Annotated in this window: 17 protein-coding genes, 1 tRNA gene, 2 rRNA genes and 1 CRISPR repeat array (1 of these 21 cut by a window edge); of the genes, 19 read left to right on the top strand and 1 reads right to left on the bottom strand. The window is 58.0% G+C overall.

Annotation, left to right across the window (positions count from 1 at the left end):
• From ACTLLP_RS07365 to ACTLLP_RS07350, 4 genes are all read left to right on the top strand, one after another.
• Positions 1–893, top strand: a 23S ribosomal RNA gene (locus ACTLLP_RS07365) (it extends 2136 nt beyond the left edge of the window).
• A gap of 49 nt (positions 894–942) precedes the next feature.
• Positions 943–1059: ribosomal RNA gene (rrf, locus tag ACTLLP_RS07360) — 5S ribosomal RNA — on the top strand.
• A gap of 14 nt (positions 1060–1073) precedes the next feature.
• Positions 1074–1148, top strand: a tRNA-Asn gene (locus ACTLLP_RS07355).
• A gap of 232 nt (positions 1149–1380) precedes the next feature.
• Positions 1381–1683: a hypothetical protein gene (locus ACTLLP_RS07350; protein WP_441058465.1), complete on the top strand. Its 303-nt coding sequence runs from the start codon at positions 1381–1383 to the stop codon at positions 1681–1683.
• Between the two features lie 227 nt (positions 1684–1910).
• Here ACTLLP_RS07350 and ACTLLP_RS07345 read toward each other — a convergent pair whose 3' ends face one another.
• Positions 1911–3311 carry an ISLre2 family transposase gene (locus tag ACTLLP_RS07345; protein ID WP_441058463.1) on the bottom strand — a complete coding sequence of 467 codons (1401 nt, stop codon included), beginning with the start codon at positions 3309–3311 and terminating at the stop codon, positions 1911–1913.
• An 81-nt stretch (positions 3312–3392) separates the two neighbouring features.
• Here ACTLLP_RS07345 and ACTLLP_RS07340 point away from each other — a divergent pair, with 81 nt between their 5' ends.
• From ACTLLP_RS07340 to ACTLLP_RS07270, 15 genes are all read left to right on the top strand, one after another.
• Positions 3393–4820, top strand: a complete 1428-nt coding sequence (locus ACTLLP_RS07340) for an ISLre2 family transposase (protein ID WP_441061706.1) — start codon at positions 3393–3395, stop codon at positions 4818–4820.
• A 493-nt stretch (positions 4821–5313) separates the two neighbouring features.
• Complete coding sequence (locus ACTLLP_RS07335) at positions 5314–5997, top strand: hypothetical protein (protein WP_441058461.1); 684 nt, start codon at positions 5314–5316, stop codon at positions 5995–5997.
• Between the two features lie 17 nt (positions 5998–6014).
• Entirely contained in the window at positions 6015–6230 is a 216-nt protein-coding gene (locus tag ACTLLP_RS07330; RefSeq protein ID WP_441058459.1) for a hypothetical protein, read from the top strand.
• A 21-nt stretch (positions 6231–6251) separates the two neighbouring features.
• Entirely contained in the window at positions 6252–7166 is a 915-nt protein-coding gene (locus ACTLLP_RS07325; RefSeq protein WP_441058457.1) for a M48 family metalloprotease, read from the top strand.
• 95 nt (positions 7167–7261) lie between these two features.
• Complete coding sequence (locus ACTLLP_RS07320; protein WP_441058455.1) at positions 7262–7834, top strand: IS607 family transposase; 573 nt, start codon at positions 7262–7264, stop codon at positions 7832–7834.
• Positions 7821–9044, top strand: a complete 1224-nt coding sequence (locus ACTLLP_RS07315; protein WP_441058453.1) for an RNA-guided endonuclease InsQ/TnpB family protein — start codon at positions 7821–7823, stop codon at positions 9042–9044. The genes ACTLLP_RS07320 and ACTLLP_RS07315 overlap by 14 nt, the downstream gene beginning before the upstream one ends.
• A 135-nt stretch (positions 9045–9179) precedes the next feature.
• Complete coding sequence (locus ACTLLP_RS07310) at positions 9180–9746, top strand: ATP-binding protein (protein WP_441058451.1); 567 nt, start codon at positions 9180–9182, stop codon at positions 9744–9746.
• Entirely contained in the window at positions 9733–10419 is a 687-nt protein-coding gene (locus tag ACTLLP_RS07305) for a hypothetical protein (RefSeq protein ID WP_441058449.1), read from the top strand. The genes ACTLLP_RS07310 and ACTLLP_RS07305 overlap by 14 nt, the downstream gene beginning before the upstream one ends.
• Before the next feature lie 8 nt (positions 10420–10427).
• Positions 10428–11507 carry a TrbL/VirB6 family protein gene (locus ACTLLP_RS07300; protein ID WP_441058447.1) on the top strand — a complete coding sequence of 360 codons (1080 nt, stop codon included), beginning with the start codon at positions 10428–10430 and terminating at the stop codon, positions 11505–11507.
• Positions 11508–11590: 83 nt separating this feature from the next.
• Positions 11591–11713, top strand: coding sequence for a hypothetical protein (locus ACTLLP_RS07295; RefSeq protein WP_441058446.1), 123 nt, complete (start codon positions 11591–11593; stop codon positions 11711–11713).
• Positions 11714–11717: 4 nt separating this feature from the next.
• Positions 11718–11915, top strand: a complete 198-nt coding sequence (locus ACTLLP_RS07290) for a hypothetical protein (protein ID WP_441058444.1) — start codon at positions 11718–11720, stop codon at positions 11913–11915.
• Between the two features lie 395 nt (positions 11916–12310).
• Positions 12311–13244: a CRISPR direct-repeat array (repeat unit 37 nt; unit sequence GTTGCAGAACCTTCCCCGACGACAAGGGGACTGAAAG).
• Between the two features lie 41 nt (positions 13245–13285).
• Positions 13286–13948, top strand: coding sequence for a DUF4829 domain-containing protein (locus ACTLLP_RS07285; protein WP_441058442.1), 663 nt, complete (start codon positions 13286–13288; stop codon positions 13946–13948).
• Positions 13949–13999: 51 nt separating this feature from the next.
• A complete protein-coding gene (locus tag ACTLLP_RS07280) occupies positions 14000–14953 on the top strand; it encodes a copper amine oxidase N-terminal domain-containing protein (protein WP_441058440.1) in 954 nt (317 codons plus the stop codon).
• Positions 14954–14962: 9 nt separating this feature from the next.
• Positions 14963–15145 (top strand): hypothetical protein, encoded by a 183-nt coding sequence (locus ACTLLP_RS07275; protein ID WP_441058438.1) that lies wholly within the window; start codon positions 14963–14965, stop codon positions 15143–15145.
• Between the two features lie 226 nt (positions 15146–15371).
• Entirely contained in the window at positions 15372–16922 is a 1551-nt protein-coding gene (locus ACTLLP_RS07270; RefSeq protein WP_441058436.1) for an L-lactate permease, read from the top strand.
• The last annotated feature ends 54 nt before the right edge of the window (positions 16923–16976 follow it).

The following is a 16976-nucleotide window of genomic DNA, read 5'->3' as shown; positions in this document are numbered from 1 at the left end:
GAAATTGAGGTGCCAGTAAAGACGCTGGCTACCTGCGGTGGGACAGAAAGACCCCGTGGAGCTTTACTGTAGCCTGGCATTGGACTTTGGTGTTCTATGTACAGGATAGGTGGGAGGCGGAGAAGCCTGGGCGCCAGCTCAGGTGGAGCCGGCGGTGGGATACCACCCTTAGGGCACTGGGGTTCTAACCATAGGCCGTGGAGCCGGTCTGGGGACATTGTCAGGTGGGCAGTTTGACTGGGGCGGTCGCCTCCTAAAAGGTAACGGAGGCGCCCAAAGGTTCCCTCAGCGCGGTTGGAAATCGCGCGTTGAGTGCAAGGGCAGAAGGGAGCTTGACTGTGAGACCGACGGGTCGAGCAGGTGCGAAAGCAGGGCCTAGTGATCCGGTGGTACCGAGTGGAAGGGCCATCGCTCAACGGATAAAAGCTACCCCGGGGATAACAGGCTGGTCTCCCCCAAGAGTTCACATCGACGGGGAGGTTCGGCACCTCGATGTCGGCTCATCGCATCCTGGGGCTGAAGCGGGTCCCAAGGGTTGGGCTGTTCGCCCATTAAAGCGGTACGTGAGCTGGGTTCAGAACGTCGTGAGACAGTTCGGTCCCTATCCACCGCAGGCGTAGGAAACTTGAGGGGGTCCATCCCTAGTACGAGAGGACCGGGATGGACAGGCCGCTGGTGTACCAGTTGTCCCGCCAGGGGCATAGCTGGGTAGCCATGCCTGGGAGGGATAAGCGCTGAAAGCATCTAAGCGCGAAGCCTGCCCCGAGATGAGGTTTCCTGCCGGTGTAAAAGCCGGGTAAGACCCCTGGTAGACTACCAGGTAGATAGGCCGGAGGTGTAAGCCGGGTAACCGGTTGAGCTGACCGGTACTAATAGGTCGAGGGCTTGATCTGAAGCCTACTCTGACACTATGCAGTTTTGAGGGAGCGAGGGAAGAAGGTTCCCGGTGGCCATAGCGGAGGGGAAACACCCGTACCCATTCCGAACACGGAAGTTAAGCCCTCCAGCGCCGATGGTACTGCCCTGGAGACGGGGTGGGAGAGTAGGACGCCGCCGGGGACTTATTTATACGATCCGCGATAGCTCAACGGTAGAGCGTCCGGCTGTTAACCGGATGGTTGCAGGTTCGAATCCTGCTCGCGGAGCCAAATGCTAAACCAAGCCTGCGAGAAAAACGCAGGCTTTTTGCTTTTGTGTCGGAGCGCGTTCATGAACGCCTCCTTGGGCCAGGGAAAAGTGCCTTTGGAAAAGGTTGAAGCCGAGGGCTTCCCTTGAGTTGCGGCTTCCTGGAAGGCTCGTAATGCAGCTTCCACCCTGCGAACCTGTTCAGGATCGGCGAAGAGCCCGTAACACTCTCCTGGAACTATCCGCATCTACTTTATGGCTTTATTTATGATTTATGCCGCTATCTACAAAACGAATCCTCTGTTAGGGGAGCAGTTGCATGAGCGGGGCTTTGCGGTCGGGGGCCACCGATACAAACTGTTCACCTTTTCGCTCCTCTTTCCCCAACGAGCTCGGAGACGGGAAGAAGGGCTAGAAATGGTGCCGCCCATCTTGCAGAGAGAGCAACCCTTTTGGGCAAGACCCGGCTTGTACAGCGTAATCCAGCATCTTGCCCAGGAAAATACAGCAAATGAGGGTAGGCGGCTATTTTTTGCGGTTTATGCCGGCAAATGTTAGTGTAAAGTTACTGTAGGAATTTTGCAGGAGCTAAGGAAGGGGAGAAAGAAGAGAGACCTCACCGTCCTTGCAACGGACGAGTAGTTGCTTAAACAACCACTCAGGAGGGTGAGGTCTCTATGCAGATTATAAAGCAGATTTGGGAGAAGTTCCAGAGGGTAGCGGAGCTAGATCGTGTCAACCTACTGTAGGAGTCTCGAGCCCCACTGTCCCCGGACCAGGACGAACTACCAAAGAAGATCGATGTTCCGGCTCAAAGCTTTGAGGGCTCTGGTTAATGACGTTACCGGACCCCGTAGAGCGGGAAGATTATCGAACACCTCACCCGATATTTTCCTTAGCCTCTGCCTCTCTTCCTCGACAGCTGCCTTATCGATCTCTAAAGCCTTTAAGCCCTCCTTCCGTCGGGCTACATATTGCTCCCGCAAGGAAACACCATTCGCCTTCGCCACCCGCAACCGGGCCATCCGGTCTACCCCACGAGCACTCCAGGCCATCGGTCGGGATGATAACCGTGCCGAGAAGAGATGACTTACGTGCGCCTCCGCACTTACCCCCAACTCCGCCCCGGGATAAAGCCGGTAGGCCATTATCCCCTCCCAGTTCCGCCGGATGTAACGTCGGCAATCCCGTACCGCTTCCTTCCGCGCAGGACTCGCCGCAGCTTTGCCCGCCCGCCGCAAAATCGCCTGTACCTTTACCTCATCACCCTCCCATAAGGCCGCCCAAATCTCTCTATAACCATCACTATCACGCCCCAAAGCAGCCACCAGGTACTTGTCCAGGTGAAAAAGATCTAAGACAAAGACGCTCCTCGGTAGAAACTCCAGCCCTTTCTTTATCCACCTGTCTCCGTCACCGCAGAGGTAAATCCGCTCCACAGAAGATAATTCGTACTGCTCCTCGATGTAGCTCAACACCTCGAACCACAGCTCATCCGTATCTGAGTAAAGCCCTCCCAAGTAATAAGGCCGCTTGAGTCTGTATCTGTCTTTCCCCACCTTCTCTTTCCCCTCGTGGATGTAAACCAGCCGGGGTAAGTACTTCTTCCCGTCCTGACCTGCTACGTGGTCTTCATCCGCCTCCACATAAAGAACCTTCCCCCGGCGCTTCTCCCCAGGCGGCTCGGGCAGTTCTTCCAGTGTAAAGTTGTGAATCACCTTCTTCACCGCTTCGCCGCTTAGCACAACCTCCCGATTGCCTCTCCCTACCCTCTCGCCACTCTTCCGGTAGGAAAGATCTACCGCTTCTTCTAAGGCTTGTGCTTTAACCAGAGGATCAACCCGTGCGTGCGGCCCGTAACCTACCAACCGATCTATCAGGTGCACCCGCTCCCCAGTCTCTTTGTGCCGGTAATAGGTTCGCTTATAGTTGACCAGACCGAAAAGGGTAAGTACTTCTTTGGGATCGTTTCGCCGCTCTACCCGCCAGCCGGGCCGCTTTTCCCGGTGCTCCCGAAGATAGGCGTCTTTCGCCTCTAAAACTTCCCTCAAAACCTCCTGTCCCAGGTTATTAAGCTCCTGCCAGAGCTTCTCCTCGAAGCTTAAAAAGTTGGTCCCTTCCTCCAGAACCTTCAACGTTAGCTCCGCGAGAGCGTACAATTTCAGTAGGTGACGGAGGAGGTTCATGAAGGAGGAGACCTCGCCCCTCACAGACAACTTTCATGGACTGAAAGAAGGAGCGAGGAGGAGCGAGGTCCGATGCAAACCATTTCAAATATTCAACCTCTGGTGGACCAGATCCTTCTTTTTGGAGAAAAAATCAGCGAATTGATCACCGGTTGCCGCGACTTTTACCAACTCGAGAAGGAAGTGCAGAGGCGGTCTTTAGAAATGTCCCTCGGAATTTTCGCCTGGGTTCTGCAAGAGATAGACACCCACCTCATGAACGCGAGGGACAAGCGAGTTTGGGAAGTAGTGGGGTTCAGGGAAAGGACCTTAGTCACCAGCTTTGGAGAACTCAAAGTAAAGAGGCGGCTTTACCGGAACAAGCAAACGGGGGAAGCCAAGTTTCTTCTTGACCAGGCCTTGGGCTGGTCGGAGAGATCCCGGTGCACACCGCGCTTGAAAGAGATGGCGGTGAAGCTAGGGGTGGACATGCCCTTCAGGCGAGCGGCAGAAATTCTAGGCTATCTTGTTCCGGGGATCAGCCCCATGGCGGTGTGGCAGGCCGTGCAGGAAGCAGGAGAAGCGCTCAGGCAGGAAGGAGAGTCCAGGAGAGAAGCCGTTTTTGAGAAGGGAGAGACACCCGGAGGTAAAGAGAAGACCTCCAGGCTTTACATAGAGGCCGACGGGATGGTGATAAGACTCCAGAGGAGCGAAGAGAAAAGGAAAGAGGTAAGACTCTTTGTGGCTTACACGGGCAAAGAGGAAGTTGGAGGTGGACGGAAGGCTTTAAAGGACAAGCTGGTAATGAGCGGTGTAGGCGAAGGGGAGAGGATGTGGGAGGAAGTTTACTCTGGGGTAGCGAGCCGGTGGGACATGGGTCAGGTGAAGGAGATACACCTTGGGAGTGACGGGGCGGAGTGGGCCAAGCAGGGGGTAGATTACTTCCCCGGGGCAGTGCACGTTTTGGATCCTTACCATTTGAACCGGCGGCTCGTAGAGGCATTTTGGCACGACGAGGAGACTTACAACGAAGCCAAGCAGGCCATAGCTTCGAGGGAGTGGGAGAGGGTGGAAGAGGTTCTGAACAAAGCAGTGAGGGGAGTTCGGGGAGTCAGGAAGAAGAGGATAGAGGGGCTTTGGCGCTATTTGAAAGAGAACTGGTCTGGGATAATTACTTCTCCTGGTACTGAGCGGTTGGGGACCATAGAGGGGCAAGTGTGGCACGGGGCAGGGTGGCGGATGAAGAGGATAGGAGCGAGCTGGACGGAGGCAGGAGCAGACAGGATGGCGCGGGTTTTGTCGGCGCGGTCCAACGGGGAGCTAGAGAAGTACACTTCTCGGTGGGAGTTAAGGCTGGCCGGGCAGGAGCATCTGGCCCAGGCGGTGCAGGTGGAGGTGAAGCGGAAGGTAGAGGAAGCGAGGAGTTGGCTTAGAGCAGGGTTGCCGGCACTGAAAGGGCCCTCTGCCGGAGCTCCATGGGTGAAGTATGTGCTGCGGGAGTTGAGCCGGCCTAGCTTTGAGCTAGCTTGAGCCTGGTCGAGGCGGGATTGAGGCGGCGTGGTCTCAAATTCCAGGAAATTTCCTCTCCGAGTTCACCTACTAACTCTTGACGCACACCCGGCAAATCCGGCGTTTGCTCTACCTGCCGCTGCCGTGTTATAATTGCCGCCGACCGGGGTGGTTGAGGGGCGTAAGAGTCCACCCTTAGTTTGGAAAGTTATAACAGATCCAGTGCCGGCGCGGGTTTTGGGAGTTGGGAGTTGCCGTCGACCCCCAGGGGGTTTGGAGGTAACCGGAGGTCGACGGCAATTTGGAGTAGGTGGCAGGAACTCGGACCCAGAAAAATCAAGACTTCCCGACCCCGAACGGGCTTGGTAGCAATCGAACCACTATGGGATTGAAACTATTTCCTCAGGTCGTCCGGCCGAAGGTCTTCCGCCGGTAGCAATCGAACCATTATGGGATTGAAACAAAATCAGGCTCACGTCTTCTCCCGTCCCCAGCGGGTAGCAATCGAACCATTATGAGATTGAAACGGAGCTCCCGCGCCCGGCTTCACTTCAGGAGAGAGTTCAAGAACCTGGCAGGGGAGCTGTTCCTCATGTGCTTCCAGGAGGACGCGGGGAGGGCGCTGGAGCTGGTGGAAAAGCGCTCCCGGAAGTACCACGAGGAGATCGCCAGGCTCAAGGAGAAGCTCGAGAGGGCTTCGGAGGTCACCTCCGAGAAGGCCGGGGAGGCGGAGCGCTACCGGAGGCTGGCGGAGGAGGCGCTTGAGACCGCCAGGCAGATCGATGAGCGCTACCGGGCCGAGGTCGAAGCCCTGAAAAGGCGCGTCGTCCACCTGGAGAGGAGGCTCAAAAGGCTTTCCCCGGCCCCGCTGCCGCTTGACGGCGCGAGGGTGCTGGTGGCGGGGCACCCGGCGAAGGAGGGGCCCACCACGGAAGTCCTGGAGGAGCTGGGGGCGGAGGTCGCGTACCTGGACGCTTCCGACAAGGACTTCGACGCGAAGGTGCTGGGCTACGTGGACCTGGTGGTGATAGCCGCCGACTGGGGGAGCCACGCTGTCACCGACAGGATCAAGTCCAGGGCCAGGAGCTCGGAGGTGCCGGTTGTTACCGTGCCCTCCGGAAGCCCGGCGCGGATAAGAGAAGCGGTGCTGGAGCACTTCGGGCTCGGGCGGGAAAGACGGGCTGCGTTTTCCCGCTAAAGGAGGAAGGGAGACGAGTGCGCGTGTACGGTATTTTCGACGGGGTGGCGAAGGATAACGTCGTGGCCGTCGCAGCCGCGCCGGACTTCAACGCCTGGAGGGGAGTCACCGGCAAGTCCTGTCCGCGGGAATACCCGGATTTCCTGGAAGGCCTGGCAGAAGGTTTCGAGTCCGTGGATGAAGACGAGGACGGCGGTTTAGGCGGGAAGGGAAAGCTGCGGCGGGTCAAGTAGCTCGAAGGGAGTTGAAGGCAGATGACCGTACTCGGCTGGACTGCCCTCATTCTGGTGACCGCCTTTAATATGTTCCTCATCGCCTTCCCCCTGGCCGTCCTGGGGCTTGAGCCGGGGAAGGCGGTGGGTGCAGGCGTCCTGCTCACCCTCGCCTTCGGTGTCTTCGGCATGTCCCCCCTGGGGGAAAGGCTCTCCCGGCGTGCCCTGGGCCTGAGAAGGCCCAAACCGGAGGAGGAGAAAAAGCTCAGGCCCGTTTATGAGAAGGTGCTGGCGCGGGCCGGGTGGCAGGGCCGGGCTCCCGAGCTCTTCCTCGTTGACAGCGAAGAGGTGAACGGCGTGGCGGTGGGCTCGGGGACCATAGCGGTCACCACCGCCTGTCTTAAGCTGCCGGAGGGGGAACTCTGCGCTATCCTGGCGCACGAGCTCGGGCACGTGAAGCACGGCGACGCCGACCGCTCCCGGGCGGTGGTGTACCTCGGCAAACTCGACTTCGCCGTCTGCTTCCTGCTCTTTCTCGTCACGGCCTTCTTCGGCTTCTTGAGCGGCGTCTACACCGTAGCCACTTTCATCGAAGGCTACCCGGAGCAGGAAGAAGAGGAGGGGCTCCCGGGGCTCTTCTGGCTCTTGGCTTTCGCCGTCTTCCTCGGCTGCAAGTGCTTCGGCTGGGCGGCGGAGCTCCTGCGCTACCTGGTGGCCCTGGTGGTCTTCTGCGCCGCCAGGAAGGACGAGTACCGGGCCGACCGCTTCGCCGCCGAGATAGGCTTCAAGGAGTGCATGGTCGGCGTCTTGAAGAAGATAGAGAAGCAGGAGAAGACCTTAAAGCTCTCCTGGCGCGACTTCCTCTTTTCCACCCACCCCACGGCGGCGAAGCGGGTGAGGGCGTTGGAGAGAACCCCTTTCCCGGAAGGCGAACCCTACTATCCCTGGGTGTGGTGAAGAGCAGGCAAGAGCCTGCTTTTTCGTTTTTCAGGGGGTAGCTAGCAGCTAAAGATACGATTGATATTTGTTCTCTTTTATAATAAAGTATGTCCATGAAACTCAGTGAATGGGCAAAAAAGCACGGGATCACCTACAAGACAGCGTGGCGCTGGGTCAAAGAAGGCAAAATGCCCGTGCCGTTTGAAATCACCCCTTCGGGGACGATCCTAGTTCACGAACCCGAAACCGTAAAAGAAGGTCTCGTTGCCATCTACGCCCGGGTGTCGTCTTCCGACCAGAAGGCCGATCTGGAAAGGCAGGTGGTAAGGCTCCTGGAGTTCTCGAACGCCAGAGGCTTTTCGGTCGGAAAGACGGTGAAGGAGATCGGGTCCGGTCTAAACGGCAGGCGGAAGGAACTCCTCAAACTGCTTTCCGACCCGAACGTGACGACGATCGTCGTGGAACACCAGGACCGGCTCACGCGCTTTGGCTTTGAATTTATCGAAGCCGCTCTTCGGGCGCAAGGACGCCGCATTCTGGTGGTCGAAGAAAGAGAAGTGGACGACGACCTGGTACACGACATGACCGAAGCGCTCACCTCCCTGGCCGCTCGTCTTTATGGCAAGCGTTCTGCGAGACGCCGGGCAAAAAAGGCGCTGGAGGTGCTTCAACGTGAAGATCCGTAGAGCCTACCGGTACGAACTCGATCCCAACACCGAGCAAAGGATTCTCCTTGCCAAGCACGCCGGGGCTGTCCGCTTTGCCTACAACTGGGGCCTTGCGCGGTGGAAGAAAATCTACGAGAACGAAGGCCGCAGTACGAACGCCGTCGAACTCCACCGCGAACTGAACCGTCTTAAGAAAACGGACTTCCCGTGGATGTACGAAGTCTCCAAGTGGGCGCCGCAGGAAGCGCTCCGAGACCTGGAGAAGGCCTTCAAAAACTTCTTCCGCGGCCTAAGGGCTGGGAGAAAAGTTGGCTATCCAAAGTTCCGCCGCAAACACGACCAGCGGGACAGTTTCAGGCTGGATAACAGTTCCGGCACGATTCGGCTCCTTCTGGACGGGAACGATAGGCGTTATCCCGGGAAAACGCGGCACATCGTGCTCCCCCGGATCGGAGCTGTGCGTTTAAAAGAGAAGCCCGTTCGCCAGAAGAAGAACGACCGCGTTCGCATGTATCTTCCCCAAGGGCGCATCTTTCACGCCACCGTAAGCCGCGAAGCCAATCGGTGGTTTGTGAGCCTCACGGTGGAAGAAGAGATCCCCGAACTCCTTCCACCGCAGGGATCAGTGGCAGGGATTGATATTGGTCTCGAAGCGTTCGCCACGATCGCGGACGGAGGGGGAGCGGTTCGGAAAGTTGGGGCACCTAAGCCGTTTTGGGAAGCGCTTCGTCGATTGAGAAGACTTCAGCGGCGTCTTTCCCGCCGGGGCGTGCGAGACAAGAACGGAAGGCTCATCGAGCGCACTAAGAACTACGAGAAGGTGCGCCTTGAAGTCGCCAAACTCCACCGCCGAGTCCGAAACATCCGGCTGGACTTCCTCCACAAACTCACGACCGAGCTCGTTCGGACGCATCCGGTGATCACGATCGAGGATTTGAATGTTGCGGGAATGCTAAAGAACAACCGCCTTGCCCGGCACATCGCCGATGTCGGCTGGGGCACCTTCCGGGTGCTTCTCGAAGCGAAAGCCAAGCTTTGGGGCGTGCGGCTTGTGAAGGTGAACCGTTTTGAACCGACCTCGAAGACGTGCTCCGTTTGCGGGCATGTTCTTTCCGAACTCCCGCTTTCCGTCCGGGCGTGGACGTGTCCGGTATGCGGCACTCGCCACGATCGGGACGAAAACGCGGCGAAGAACCTGCTCAAATTCGCCCTGGTAGCTGGCGTGTAAGCTGCCCTACCGCAAGTTCTGCGGGAAGTGACGCCTGTGGAGAGGAGCTCTGCGGCGGAACGGGAAACCGGTCTACGAGCACCTCCTCGTCGAAGCAGGAAGCAACCGGACAGTATCTCAACGGGATATTTGTCTATGAGTTGTAGAACGGGCCGCCAGTGTGAAAGAAAGGGGGGTGGTTTTCGCCTTGGCGCGGCTCTTCTGGTGGCCTTCGACCTCTCCCGCATCAAGGACGAGTTCACCAAGCTCTACGCCATGTTCGTGATCCTGACCTGGTGCTGGCACCGGTTCGCGTTGAGGCACACCGGCAGGAAGATGGTGGTGCTGGACGAGGCGTGGATGTTCGCCAAGTGGCCCGACTCCGCCAAGTTTTTGGAGACTTTAGCGCGGCGGGGCCGCAAGCACAGGACGGGCCTGGTAGTGGCTTCCCAGCACATAGAGGAGTTTTTAGCCAGGGAGGAAGGCAGGGCGGTCATCTCCTCCTGCGCCACCAGGATCATCCTGGGGCAGAACCCGACGGTGGCCCAGGAGGTGGCGGAAGCGTTCAAGCTGCCCGCCGGAGCGGAGGAGAGGTTGTCGGCCTACGCAGACGGGGGGTGCATCCTGGTGGCGGGGAACAGTATGGCCGAGGTTCAGGTGGAGTGCCTGCCCTACGAGCGGCAGTTCGTCTTCACGGGGGGTGGTAATGTTGAGCGGGCGTAGTGGCGTCGCGCTGCTGTGCGTCTTCCTGGCTCTTGCGGCTTTCTTCTTTCCGGGCTGCGGGTGCAAGTCCAGGCCGCAGCCCGTACCCCCTCCCGGGGTTGCCCAGAAGGAGGACCTGCCCGACCCCACAGAGCTGACCAGGAGGGTCTACGCGTCCCTCGAAAAGGGCGTCTACTTCGAGGGAAAGACCACGGTCGAGGAAGCCGGAACCTGCGTGATGACCTGCAAGGTCCGGGGCTGGGCAGGGAAAGACCGGGAAGGCAGGTTCTGCTCCCGAGTGGAGTCCTGGGACGGCAAAGGGCACCGTTGCATCGTGTGGTTCCGCTCTGGCAAGGAAGGAAGACCGGCGGTGCTCGTCCTGCGGGACCCAAACACCGGCGAGGCCAGGACCACGGAACTCTCCACGAAAGACGGAGCTGCGATCTACATGTACGGCGGTCCTCCGATTTTCCCCAACTGGGGCTGGTACGAGGTGAAAGACAGCGAGAAGGTAGGTTCTGCCCTCTGCGTGGTGCTCGAGAGGCCGAACGGTTTCAAGGCCTGGGTAAGGCCCAGTGACGGGCTACCACTGAAGGCGTTTGCCCCTTACGTGAAAGGCCGCCAGGCCGTCTTCGAAGCGACTGTAATGGAAGCCAGGGAAGTGCCGCCTGGCACTTTTGATCTCCCTGGCTAAAAAAGGGGGTGGTATTTTGGGGAACTGGTCGGAAAGTGCTGTCTGGCCTGATCCTTTTCTTGGTGATCCTGACCGTCCTTTTCCCTTGCCAGGCACAGACAAAGGAGCCGGACGGGGGGTGGGAAGGGTCCAACTATGACGACTTCTCTAACTACGCGCGCGAGACCAAACTCGACGAGTCGGCCGCAACCTGGACGGTCACCGAGGGGAGACAGCAGGCGCTGAAAAAGAAGGCCCAGGAACAACAGCAACAACAGCCGGTTAAGGACGAGGGCGGGCTCTTCGAGAAAGCGGTGGCCGAAATCTTCAACGCCATCTTCCGCATAATCTACGGGGACGGGAAACGACCAGGGCTCCTGGGCAGGTGGGGCTTCAAAGACCTCGACCACCTGGTGTTCGACAAGCCGCAGAACTGGGACAGCCTGCTGCATCCTGCCCCTTTCTCGGAGCAGCAGTGGCAGAAACTCGACCACCTTTATTACGGCATGGTGGGTGTGGCGTGGGCGCTTTATCTCGTCCTGACGCTGGTGGCCTCCGGCAGGTTCATGAGCGGGGGGTTCAACAAGTCCCCTGAAGCCCGGGCCGAGGGGAAGGCGACCTTGTGGCGGATGCTCTTCGCGCTCGTCATCATGATAGGAGCGCCGGTGCTGGTGCGGGCCTTCTTCGTGCTCGCCAACGCCGTTCAGGTGGGGATAGCGGACGCCGCCAAGAGCAGTTCGGGCCTGCTGGACAGGGGTTTTGTGGAGTCGGTGGCGACCGGGTCGGTGCTGGGCACGGCCATAGTCAAGTGCGCCTTCGCCTGGATCACCTTCCAGGTCAACATCATCTTCTGGGTGCGCGACGTGGTCATGAGCGTGATGTACGCTTTCACGCCCCTGATGGCGGTCCTGTGGGCCGCCAACCGGAACGTCACGGCGGCGGCCGTCTGGCTGGGAGAGCTCCTGACCAACGCCTTCCTGCCCGCCGCCTACACCTTAGCCGAGGTCAGGGCGCGAGGTGATGGTAAGGAACCGGGTGCTCCCGTGCTCTGCGGCACAGAGAGGTGCCCTCTGGCGCGGGCACGCGGGGCAGATGGGTCACACGCATGACCTTTTTGGAGAATTCGGCGACTCCGGGGAAGCACCCGGGGTTTCTTTTTTCTGGAAACCACGTAAAAGAGAGGGCACCTTTGATGGACCTGTCCGAGGTCACCAGGCTCAAGCTTGACGAGTGTATGGTGCGGGTGGCGGACGGGCCGGGCGGTGGAGCTCAGGAAGCTCGTCTACGCGCGGCCCCCGTTAGTGAAGGAGCTTGAGTCGGTGCACGTTTTGGAGTACCGGCCGGCGTGGGCGGAGGCGTGGCGGGAGGATTCCGGGCAGGCGGGGGCAGGGAAACAGGAAGAAGAGGAGCGGGAAGCAGGGGAGCAGAAAAAAAGACCTTCCGAATCTCCCGTCCGGCAGGACAGAGAAGGAGAAATTGAAGCAGAAGAGCGACGGGAGGAGGGCTTCTGGGCGTAGAAAGGCTCCGGTTGAGAACTTTGCTGGGGCCTTTCACTTACGAGGGACGCCTTTAGGCGAAAAGATTCCTGGGGAAGAGAAGAAAATTTTAACTTTGGGCCTGGGAAGAAGAAGGAAATTTCCCCGGCATGTAGAATTGCCTTAAGGAGGGGGCGGAGGATTTTTCGAAAATGGGGTAGTTTTGTTCCAGTTTATGGGAAGAAAATAGGAGTGCTGAAAGGGGGTAGAGGGCTGGAGTCCTTGGGAGAGAAGGGTTTTAGGCGCCGGCAAATTTTCGAAAGAGAGCAGGGTTTTCGCGCAAGAAGGTCATTTTCGAAAAATCGGCTCTCCTGGAAAAGGCGGCGGACAGCCAGAACTCTTGGGGCACAAGGGCGAACGGCAGGAAACCGCGGTGAGTTGCAGAACCTTCCCCGACGACAAGGGGACTGAAAGCTCTTTCGTCGCCGGCACCACAAAGCTCGAACTAGAGTTGCAGAACCTTCCCCGACGACAAGGGGACTGAAAGGGCACGGTGACCGTCAGCCTGGTGTCGGGGAGTTGATGACGTTGCAGAACCTTCCCCGACGACAAGGGGACTGAAAGGTGGAGCAAACGCTCCACCAACCTCCGCCTCCTCAGCCTGTTGCAGAACCTTCCCCGACGACAAGGGGACTGAAAGTCCTGGTGGCGGTGCACCAGACGGTGGAGGCGGTCCGGTTGCAGAACCTTCCCCGACGACAAGGGGACTGAAAGTTCCGGCTCGACAGGCTCGACTCTTATCCCGACCCGGAGTTGCAGAACCTTCCCCGACGACAAGGGGACTGAAAGGTCAAGGGCTTTGCATCTGGTCTTGGTCACGACGAAATTGTTGCAGAACCTTCCCCGACGACAAGGGGACTGAAAGTCAAGATGGACTCCCGCATGGCTTTTAGGAGGTTGGCGGTTGCAGAACCTTCCCCGACGACAAGGGGACTGAAAGTTTCCACCTCATCGGCCAGCCCGGGGAGGATGGCGTCGGTTGCAGAACCTTCCCCGACGACAAGGGGACTGAAAGATGACCACCAGCGCGGTCTCGTCGTTCTGCTCCTTGCTGTTGCAGAACCTTCCCCGACGACAAGGGGACTGAAAGTTAATTACCCTTCCTTCGCGATGAAAGTAGACTCTGTTGCAGAACCTTCCCCGACGACAAGGGGACTGAAAGCCTGCTACTCGCACTCAAAAAAGTGATCGTCAGGGAATGTTGCAGAACCTTCCCCGACGACAAGGGGACTGAAAGCGGCATACGGCAGTACACCGGCTGGTTCGGCGAGGAGGTTGCAGAACCTTCCCCGACGACAAGGGGACTGAAAGTTTACTGGGCCTATGCCAACGAACTCAGCAAAGATGTAGGCTTGGATCTTACCCCTTACCTGGGCCGGGAGATGGAGGTAACCCTCTACAAAGTAAAGGAGCCCTTGCCTCCTTTCGCCGAGCCCCAGCGGTGGTCCGGGCGCGCGGTGCTGGTAAAGGCGGAAGGTCGCGTGGTGGGGGCCTGGCTCGATACCGGTCCCGGTTACGGCTTTGCCTGCTCTTTGAAGGGAAGGCGCCTGGAAGAGATTGCGGGGAAAAGCTTCGGCGACTGGGTGGCCTCCTTTACCGACTATAATGACCCAGTAGAGCTCCGGCTGGCCCGGATGACGCCGGAGGAAGTAATTCGCACTTACTGGGAGGCCGTTAACCGGGGAGATTACCGTCTGGCCCGTGCCTGCGAGACCCAAAAGAGGCTCTTGGGGTATATATTCATGGATATGGACAAGAACTGGATTTACTCTGCTTCTTTGACCCAGGCAGCCTCTGCGGACTGGGCGCAAACCGTCCGGAGTGTCCGGGTTCTCTCGGTGCGAGAGATGGAGGGGACGACAGATGGGAAAAAGAAGGAGTATATGGTAGAGGTGGATCTTAGGGTCAGGCGGGCGGATGCCTTGCAAGACGGGCGCCGCCCTCTCTTTTTCACCATGGAACGAGAAAACGAGCGCAGCGGCTGGCGCATTGCGGGCATAGGCACCGGCCCTTAACCTGTTGAGGTTAAGGGGTGCAATATCGAATATCGCAAGGGAGTTTTAGCTATGTGGCTAAGGGCGGCTTTAACTTCTGCGGCGGTCTTTGGTCTAGCGTTGCTTTGGTGTTTCTGGCCCTCGGTTTCGGATGCGTCCGGTGAAGAGTTGCAGGCCGTGTTTGTAGTGGGCGAAAAGCGATACCTCGTGGGAAACGAAACCCGCTTCATGGATGTGGCGCCCTTTGTGGAGCAAGGACGCACGTATGTTCCCATTAGATATCTAGCTTATTCTCTAGGAGTGCCGGGATGGGCCGTCTTCTGGGATGAACAAACTAGAGTGGCTTACCTTTACGGCAACGGCACGGGAGTGTTCTTGACCATAGGGGGGCCTGGTTTGCTCGTTTTGCGGGGGCGGGATGCGGCCCTGGTCGCCAACGGCCTTTTGCTGGAGGAGCTCCCCAGGTGGTCGGATCGGGAGAAAGCCTTGGCCGAGGCCGTGAGGATTTTCTACGAGTACCCTGAGCTTGCCCAATGTGCGGCTGTAGCTCTGGAGAATTCTGCTCTGGCCAGTCAGCTTTTTGAGGGGATATTGACGGATATCTTCAAGCGGGCGGAGTTTGTACCCACCGATGTGGCACCGGTGATCAGGCAGGAACGTACATTTCTTCCGGCCCGCTTTGTAGCGGAAGCCTTTGGGTTTACGGTGAGCTGGGATCATGGGACGCAAACCGTGAGGGTTTTCCGCGGTGGGTCCGACACGGGACAGCGTGCTGGTTCTGGGCTGAGTGCTGAGGAGCGTATGAAACTAGAGCAGCGAAAGCAGGAACTTGAACTTGCCATAAGTGATGTAGAGGGGAAAATAAAGAAGCTCAAAAACGGGTACCGGTATCAGCACGAGTTGATCGAAAACAACTACAACAGCGCCATGGAGCGATTGAAGAAGAGAGAGGTGGAAGAGTTAAACGCCCTCATAAAGTCTCTCTACGCCAGGGGACTTGGGGGGTCCCCTCTGGCCGAATACTAAAGGAAAAAATTGGAGGAAGCTTACGCTCCTCTTTACCGCCAGCTCGAGGAAGAAAAGCGAATTCACCTCCGTAGAATAGAGGCCGACGAGAGGTTGGCTTTGGAGCCGTTGGAGAAAAGCCTTGCCGAGCTCAAGAAGCTGCATGCTGAAATCGTCGCGGTGCTCGAAAGCGGCGGGAAATTGGCTCTATAATCCGGCTTCTTCTACGTTTCGGCCCCGGCTCCCCTGGAGCTCCTCCTTGCTAAGTCAGCCTTTCCGTTGGAACCCGCCTAGCTAGGTCGCCGGAGCCGCGTCCTTCTGGCGGCCTAGCTTTTTTCTCCTTGGTTTGTCCTATTGTTAGCAGGAGCAGGTAAGTATGTGGCGAAAAAATGATTCGCTAGTGACCTTTTTATTCTTAACCGGAAGCGGAGGGAATAATTTGGCAGTATTTCTCACTGTTTTGCCCGTGCTGGTAGTGCTGTTTCTCCTGCTTTTCCGTAAGTGGTCGGTTGACACCAGCGGTTTGCTGGGGTGGGCGCTGGCATCCACCATCGCCTGTCTCTATTTTCACACTCCCTGGCAGGTGGTGCTGGTGGCCAGCTTGGCTGGTTTAGTGGCCTCTTTCCCCGTATCTTTGATGGTGGCTGCTTCAATTTTTCAGATCACCTTTTTAGAGTGTACCGGAGCTCTCAAGCGCATAGTGGTGGCGGTTAAAACGCTGGCCCGCGGCGACCGGGCGGCCCAGATCATGATGCTCAATATGGGGGTGGGTACCTTGCTGGTGGCGGTGGGAGCCACTCCCGTCTCTATCTTGCCGCCGGTGCTGCTGGCTCTGGGATACTCTACTCTGGTGGCGGTGGCTCTGCCTGCCCTGGGTTTCGACTCACTTTGCACTTACGCTTTGCTGGGAGCTCCATTGGTGATTTACGCCGATCTAACCGGCACCCCTTTGGATCATTCTGCCCGGATTTTTTCGCATTTTATGCCGGTGATTTCGACGGCCATTGGCTTCGGGATGCTATGGCTGGTGGGAGGGTGGGCGGAACTGCGTCGTGGCTGGTTACCGTGTCTCTTGGCCGGTCTCGCTATGGGCTTTACGGCCATGGGAGTGGCCTGGTTGGGCAGAGGCATAGTGCTCACCGGCGTATTCGCTGGCCTGGTCACGGTGCTGGTTATGGTACTGTATCTGAAGGTCAGGGGCCAGCCTGTGGTGGACCGGTCTTTTTTGACTTTTGAGGATTTAGAGCAGGAGAAAGAACTTTCCCTCCTTCGAGCTCTAAGCCCCTGGTTGATCCTGCTAGCCTGCTGTCTCTTCGTCAATTTCTATCCGCCGGTGTTCGATTATCTGTTCCGGCGGCTGGCCATGCCGCTCCATCTTATACCAGGCGGCAAGCCCATTTTGACCCGTATGCTTTGGAACGCTTATACCTGGGTGTTGGTTAGCACCGTGTTGGCCCTACCTTTCCTTCGCCTCCCTCGCGCTCAGGTGAAAACGATGATGGCGAAGTGGTGGCGACGAGCTCCCCGTCCTACCTTCTCGGCGGCCGTTTTTTTTGCCATCGCTTACGTGATGAATTATTCGGGCTTTGTGCCCACCGGACAGGGTTGGAAACTCCTTGATCCTCAAGAGAACATGATTTATTGGCTGGCTCATGGTTCGGCAGAGGTCTTTCGAGGTTTTTACCCCTCGGTCGCTTGTTTCCTGGGCTTGCTAGGGGGCTTCATCAGTGGGAGCGAAGCTTCTACCATTGCTCTTTTTGCCAAGTACCATCTGATGACTTCGGAATTCTTGCACGTAGATGCTTTGGTGGTCACGGCCGGTTGCGCGGTGTCGGCGGGTCTGGCCAGCGTTATTTCTCCGGCTAAGCTGCAGAATGCTGCGGCTACCATCGATGCTTTTGGTACCGAGGGTCAGGTTTTAAAGCTGGCTTTGCTCCTTAGCCTGGCCATGACCGCCTTGACGGCGCTGTTGACCTGGTTGTGGGCCTGAGAGGCGAGATTCTAAAAGGGGGTTTAAGCTTTGGAGAAGACGGTGGCTTTGGTG

The organism is Desulfothermobacter acidiphilus, assembly GCF_052073645.1.
Taxonomy (GTDB): domain Bacteria; phylum Bacillota; class Desulfotomaculia; order Desulfotomaculales; family Ammonificaceae; genus Desulfothermobacter; species Desulfothermobacter acidiphilus.
Note: the sequence above shows the minus strand (reverse complement) of the source record. Positions and strands in the feature narration are given on the sequence as shown.

Excerpts from the sequence above, each read along its gene's own strand:
- ACTLLP_RS07350 (WP_441058465.1), top strand. The coding sequence starts at position 1,381 with ATGGCTTTATTTATGATTTATGCCGCTATCTACAAAACGAATCCTCTG.
- ACTLLP_RS07345 (WP_441058463.1), bottom strand. The coding sequence starts at position 3,311 with ATGAACCTCCTCCGTCACCTACTGAAATTGTACGCTCTCGCGGAGCTA.
- ACTLLP_RS07335 (WP_441058461.1), top strand. The coding sequence starts at position 5,314 with ATGAGATTGAAACGGAGCTCCCGCGCCCGGCTTCACTTCAGGAGAGAG.
- ACTLLP_RS07325 (WP_441058457.1), top strand. The coding sequence starts at position 6,252 with ATGACCGTACTCGGCTGGACTGCCCTCATTCTGGTGACCGCCTTTAAT.
- ACTLLP_RS07320 (WP_441058455.1), top strand. The coding sequence starts at position 7,262 with ATGAAACTCAGTGAATGGGCAAAAAAGCACGGGATCACCTACAAGACA.
- ACTLLP_RS07310 (WP_441058451.1), top strand. The coding sequence starts at position 9,180 with ATGAGTTGTAGAACGGGCCGCCAGTGTGAAAGAAAGGGGGGTGGTTTT.
- ACTLLP_RS07295 (WP_441058446.1), top strand. The coding sequence starts at position 11,591 with ATGGACCTGTCCGAGGTCACCAGGCTCAAGCTTGACGAGTGTATGGTG.
- ACTLLP_RS07280 (WP_441058440.1), top strand. The coding sequence starts at position 14,000 with ATGTGGCTAAGGGCGGCTTTAACTTCTGCGGCGGTCTTTGGTCTAGCG.